Here is a 5,012-nt window from a genome sequence, read left to right on the forward strand (position 1 = left end):
CTGCTCGCCGAGCCCAACTGACGGTTGCCGACCGGCTGTCTCTCCGCGACGCGGCTCAGCGTCGGCACAGGGCCTCGTCCACGACGCCGTCGACGTGGTCCATGACGGACTTGTCGGACGGCTGAGTGGTCACCGCGACGTTCGCGGCGCGGCCGTCGCCGGTGGCGCCGCCCCGCGTCTCGTACCCCGTCATGCTGCCGCCGTGCCCCCAGTAGACGCCGCCGCACGACAGGGGCTTGCTGACGAGCCCGAGACCGTAGCGGGCGCCGTGTCCGAAGTACTCGGCGGGGACCGTGGTGCGCATCTGGGCGAGCTGGGCCTTGGGGAGGAGGCGGCCCTCGTCCAGGAGCGCGCTGAAGAACCGGTTGAGGTCGGAGTCGGTGGAGACCATCTGGCCCGCCGACCAGCCCCAGGAAGGATCGAATTCCGTGACGTCGAGCGGAGCGCCCGAGGCATCCCGGTCGTACCCCTTGGGGTGGGCTTCCCGGATGGCCGTCTCGCCGGGGGCCGGGAAATAGGTGTGGCGCAGCCCGATGCGTCGGATGACGCGCCGGTCGATCTCCTCGGCGACGGAGTGCTGCGTGATCTTCTCGACGAGCATTCCCGCGACCACGTAGTTCGTGTTGCTGTACTCCCACTTCTGTCCGGGGTCGAACTCCGCCTTGTGCGCGAGGGCACGGTCGAGAAGTTCGCGCGGGGTGTAGTACCGGGGCTCGTCGTCGAGGTACTTGACGTAATTGGGCAGTCCGCTGGTGTGCTGGAGCAGATGGCGGACGGTGATGCGGCCGCCGTCGATGCCGTCCCCGTGGACGAGGCCGGGCAGGTACGTGTTGATCGGGGTATCGAGGCGGATCTTTCCCTCGCCGACCAGTTGCAGCACGACCACCGCGGTGAACGCCTTGGTGTTGCTGCCGATCCGCACTTGTCCGTCCCTGGGCACCTTCGATCCGGTCGCCAGGTCGCCGACCCCCGCGGTGTACGTACGGGCGTGATGCCGGCCGTCCTCGACGCTCGCCAGCGCGGCGGGCACGCCGTCGGAGCGCACCAGCGCGTTCAGGCCCTTCTGGACGGTGTCCTCGCCGGTTGCGGCGGACGCCGCGGACGGCGCCATGAACCCCGTCGTCATGAGGCCCAAGGCCACGGCGGCCGCGATCGGCAGAGTTCTCCGCCCGCCGCTCCGCCTCGGCCCCTCCTGCTGCCGCCGACGGGAAGAACGTACTTTCTGCCATACCTGCTCACGCACGGGCCAACTCCTACGGAAACGACTGGAAACCAGCGGCATTCGCCGCGGAACCAGCATCTCCGGATGCGATCGCCGGGAACGATCCTGCTAACCGCCCGGCTCCAGGTAGAGCTAGGAATACCCACCCGTGCCCGTCCGCACAGAAACCGGCTCAGGCGGAGATCTTCGCCCAGACGGACTTTCCGGCGCCGTCGGGGAGCCGGTGCCACCCCCAGGCGTCGCTGAGGGCCCCGACGAGCGTCAGCCCCCAGCCGTCCTCGGCGAGCATGTCGTGGTGCGGGGGCCCGAAGGGGAAGCGGGGGTCGGGGTCGGTCGCGGTGCACAGCACGGTGTGGTGGGTGTGGGCCAGCGCGAGCCATCCGCAGCCGGATGCGTGCTCCCCGCGCAGCGCGTGACATAGGACGTTCGCGGCGAGTTCGCAGGCCACGAGGGTGACGTCGTCGAGGGCGGCGGTCAGGTTCCAGCGGGTGAGCGTGTGGCGCGCGAAGGCGCGGACGGGGTCCAGGGACCGCGCGCGGGCCGTGAGGCGCCGGGCCGCGAAACGCGGCATGCCCAGGCCCGTCGCGAGACCCCAGTCGAGCGGTACGGGCCGCGGGGGAGGGTGGGGAGTGCGGTCGGTCACGGGGCTGATCTGTTCCGCTTCTGCCAGTACGGCGGAGATCGGTATTCGCCAACTTCCCGGCGAATCCAGCTCGTTCAGGGGGAGCCATCGGAGCGCGGACTGACTAGCATTCTCACGTAGCGCCCACCATGCAATTGCATATGGGATTTCCGGCCTTCGACCCCACCGAGCGCCGGGCGCCCAGGAAGGAGGATGTGCGGTATGTGGCCCGTGTGAACTCCTGCGATCACACGGGCCGTTGACACGACCGCGGCACGAACGCGGAAGGAAGAGGTCGCAGCATGGAGTTCGAAAATGGTATGCCTGCCAACATGATCCCCGGCGCTGTGTGGATCAAGAGTTCCGCGAGCACCGGCGGTGGGAATTGCGTCGAAGTTACCGGCCTTCCTGGTGGTGCGGTGGCGCTGCGCAACTCCCGTGACCCGGAGGGTCCCGCGCTGATATACACGCGCGAGGAGATCGCGGCGTTCATCGCCGGGGTCAAGGGCGCGGAGTTCGATCACCTGGGCGCGTGAGCGGCGCCCGGCCCGCGGCCACGGCTTGATTGAGCGGACATACGTTCCTCAGCCTGGAAAAATGGCTGCTGTCCACCACTCGACAGGATCGACTCGACAGGACAGTCGACCACTCGACAGGACAGGAGGGGCGTATGTCCGCGGTCCGTAAGCACCAGGAGGCTCCGGCGGCGACCGTGCACACCCTGCCCGGTTCGAAGCGGGAGGCGGCGCCCAGGCTGCTGGGCGAGGAACTGCGGCAGATGCGCCTCGAACGGAGGCTGACCCTCAAGGAAGTCGCCCCGGTCATCCGCGCGTCGGTGTCCAAGATCAGCCGACTGGAGCGCGGGGAGAGCCCGCCGCGGGAGCGGGACGTCAAGGACCTGGCGCGGCACTACGGCGCCGAGGCCGAGAAGATGCGGGAACTGGACTCCCTGCTGCGGCTGATGCACGACGGCGCGTGGTGGCAGCAGTACGCCGACGTGACGCCGTCCTTCCTCAAGCGGCTGATCGGCCTGGAGGGCACCGCACAGAAGATCTTCACCTACGAGAACCACATAGTGCCGGGACTCTTGCAGACCCCTGAATACGCCCGCGTCCTCGTCGAGGCTGCCATGCCCTCGGCGAAGCCCGAGGTCGTCAACCGTCGCCTGGACCTCAAGATGGGCCGCAAGGCCCTGCTGCACCACGAGCACCGGCCGCAGGTGATCGCCTTGCTGGACGAGGGCATCCTGCTGCGTCCGGTCGGCGGCCCGAGCGTGATGTGGGAACAGCTCACCTACCTCAGGGAACTGGCGGCGGAGTACCAGAGGGGCGAGCAGAACGTCAATATCCGCATCGTCGAGTTCGCCAGGGGCGCCAGCGTCTCGCCCCCGACCCCGATCACCCACCTGCTCTTCGGAGACGGCGGGCCGGCCGAGCTCGTCTACATCGAGCAGGTCGACAGCGCGAACTACGTGACCAAGCCGTCGGAAGTGGAGCGGTACCGCCATGTGCTGCTCGAAGTGTCCAACGCCGCCGCCACCCGGCGGGAGAGCCTGGAGCTGCTGGACAAGGCGATCGAGCGATACCGCGTGCAGAAGGGCGACGGATGACGGACAGCGGCCACCCCGCCCGCCCGCCGGCTACAGCCGGGCGACGCCGCCCCACTCCACCCAGTCGAGGGCCCGTTTCTCCGGCGGCGGGGGAGGGGTGTCCGGCCGCCAGTCGATGACGTCGACCAGACCCGGATCCAGTATCTCCATGTCGCCGAAGTAGGCCCGTACCTCGCGCTGTTCGCGCACCCGCCCCCAGGTGCCCCCGGTGGCCACCTCCATCAGCCGGGTGACGCCGTCGCGCACCTCGGCGTCGTCGCTGACGAGCTGGCAGATGACCATATAGCTGCCTGCGGGCAGCCGCTCGGCCACCCGCCGGATGAGGGCCGCGGGGTCCTGATCGTCGTCGGTGTCGCGCAGGCAGTGCAGCACGGAGACGAACAGCGCGGCCATCGGCTCCTTGAGATCGATGAGCCGCTTGACGGGCTCGCTGTCGAAGATGGCCGCGGTGTCGCGCATGTCCTCGTTGATGATGGCCGTCTGGTCGTTCTCCTCCAGCGTCGTCCGTCCGTGGGCCAGCACGATGGGGTCGTTGTCGACGTAGACGACGCGGCACCCGGGAGCGTTGCGCTGGGCGATCTGGTGGACGTTGTCCTGGGTCGGCAGCCCGGAGCCGTGATCGAGGAACTGGCGGATGCCGTAGTCCTTCACCAGGACGCGCACGACCCGCCGGAGGAACTCGCGGTTGTTGCGGGCCAGGACCTGGGTGCTCGGCGCGATCTTCAGCAGATCCTGGCAGGCGACCCGGTCTGAGGCGTAGTTCTCGATACCGCCCAGCAGCCAGTCGTACATACGGGCCACGCTGGGGGTGTCTACGTCGATGCTGTGAGAAATGCGTTTCTCCCCGTGTTTCATCGTTCCTCCGCCCCTGACGCCGCTTCGGCGCATGCGTCGACCGGTGGAACTGACCATGCTAGACAGCAGGTTGGGCCACGGCCAGCCCTCGCGCGGGGGACCGGAGGAAGGGGCGAAACGGTGGGCCGTCAGGGCCGGCAGGGGAGAATCAGCCGGGACCGTCGGCGGGCGGCAGGCCCTGCGGGGGGAACTCCAGGCAGGCGGCGAGCGCGGCGTAGTGCATGTCCTCCCACAGCGGCCGGATGCCGGCGGGGGCCGCGCCCAGCCGGGACACCAGGCGGGCGACGACCGGCCAGTCGGGAACGTAGTCGCCGGCGAGCATGTCGCGGACGGCCTCGGGCGTCAGGTCCGTTCCCGCGCACAGTTCCGCTACGGGCGGGCAGGCCGCCGCCAGGTGAAGACCCCGCAGAGCGGTGTGCAGCGCGGCGGCCGCGGTGGTGACGGACTGACGCGGCCGGCGGCAGACGCCTTGGGCGCTCTCCCATAAGAACCGCAGTTCCGGCGCCCTCCCGCCGAGAGCGGTGGCCAGCAGGCGCACCACCGGCCACGCCGGGACCCGCTCGCCGGCGAGGACCCGCGAGACGTACGACGGCGACAGGCCGGCTTGCCGTGCGGCCTCGGTGACCGACATCCCCGAGAGACGCTGGAGATGGGACAGGGCCGCGCCCAACGCCCGCGGCGGCAGCACCGGTACGAGCGCCCCG

General features: G+C 69.7%; 6 protein-coding genes. 2 read left to right on the forward strand and 4 right to left on the reverse strand.

Features of this window, described 5'->3' with window-relative positions; translation table 11 throughout:
* Positions 1-55: 55 nt before the first annotated feature.
* A complete protein-coding gene (locus ACFU99_RS32500) occupies positions 56-1,111 on the reverse strand; it encodes a serine hydrolase domain-containing protein (protein ID WP_384398860.1) in 1,056 nt (351 codons plus the stop codon).
* Between the two features lie 283 nt (positions 1,112-1,394).
* Positions 1,395-1,865 (reverse strand): ATP-binding protein, encoded by a 471-nt coding sequence (locus ACFU99_RS32505; protein ID WP_384398862.1) that lies wholly within the window; start codon positions 1,863-1,865, stop codon positions 1,395-1,397.
* Positions 1,866-2,146: 281 nt separating this feature from the next.
* Between ACFU99_RS32505 and ACFU99_RS32510 the strand changes: the two genes are divergently transcribed.
* Together ACFU99_RS32510 and ACFU99_RS32515 are read left to right on the forward strand one after the other, a co-directional pair.
* Positions 2,147-2,380, forward strand: coding sequence for a DUF397 domain-containing protein (locus ACFU99_RS32510; protein WP_384398864.1), 234 nt, complete (start codon positions 2,147-2,149; stop codon positions 2,378-2,380).
* A gap of 134 nt (positions 2,381-2,514) precedes the next feature.
* Positions 2,515-3,453: a helix-turn-helix domain-containing protein gene (locus ACFU99_RS32515; protein WP_384398866.1), complete on the forward strand. Its 939-nt coding sequence runs from the start codon at positions 2,515-2,517 to the stop codon at positions 3,451-3,453.
* Between the two features lie 30 nt (positions 3,454-3,483).
* Here ACFU99_RS32515 and ACFU99_RS32520 read toward each other — a convergent pair whose 3' ends face one another.
* Both ACFU99_RS32520 and ACFU99_RS32525 read right to left on the reverse strand, forming a co-directional pair.
* Complete coding sequence (locus ACFU99_RS32520) at positions 3,484-4,308, reverse strand: SAM-dependent methyltransferase (protein ID WP_384398868.1); 825 nt, start codon at positions 4,306-4,308, stop codon at positions 3,484-3,486.
* A gap of 148 nt (positions 4,309-4,456) precedes the next feature.
* Positions 4,457-5,012, reverse strand: a 556-nt coding sequence (locus ACFU99_RS32525) for a helix-turn-helix domain-containing protein (RefSeq protein WP_384398870.1), incomplete at its 5' end; no start/stop codon positions are given.

The sequence above is a fragment of the Streptomyces sp. NPDC057654 genome (assembly GCF_042800135.1).
Taxonomy (GTDB): domain Bacteria; phylum Actinomycetota; class Actinomycetes; order Streptomycetales; family Streptomycetaceae; genus Streptomyces.

Excerpts from the sequence above, each read along its gene's own strand:
- ACFU99_RS32510 (WP_384398864.1), top strand. The coding sequence starts at position 2,147 with ATGGAGTTCGAAAATGGTATGCCTGCCAACATGATCCCCGGCGCTGTG.
- ACFU99_RS32515 (WP_384398866.1), top strand. The coding sequence starts at position 2,515 with ATGTCCGCGGTCCGTAAGCACCAGGAGGCTCCGGCGGCGACCGTGCAC.
- ACFU99_RS32520 (WP_384398868.1), bottom strand. The coding sequence starts at position 4,308 with ATGAAACACGGGGAGAAACGCATTTCTCACAGCATCGACGTAGACACC.
- ACFU99_RS32500 (WP_384398860.1), bottom strand. The coding sequence starts at position 1,111 with ATGGCGCCGTCCGCGGCGTCCGCCGCAACCGGCGAGGACACCGTCCAG.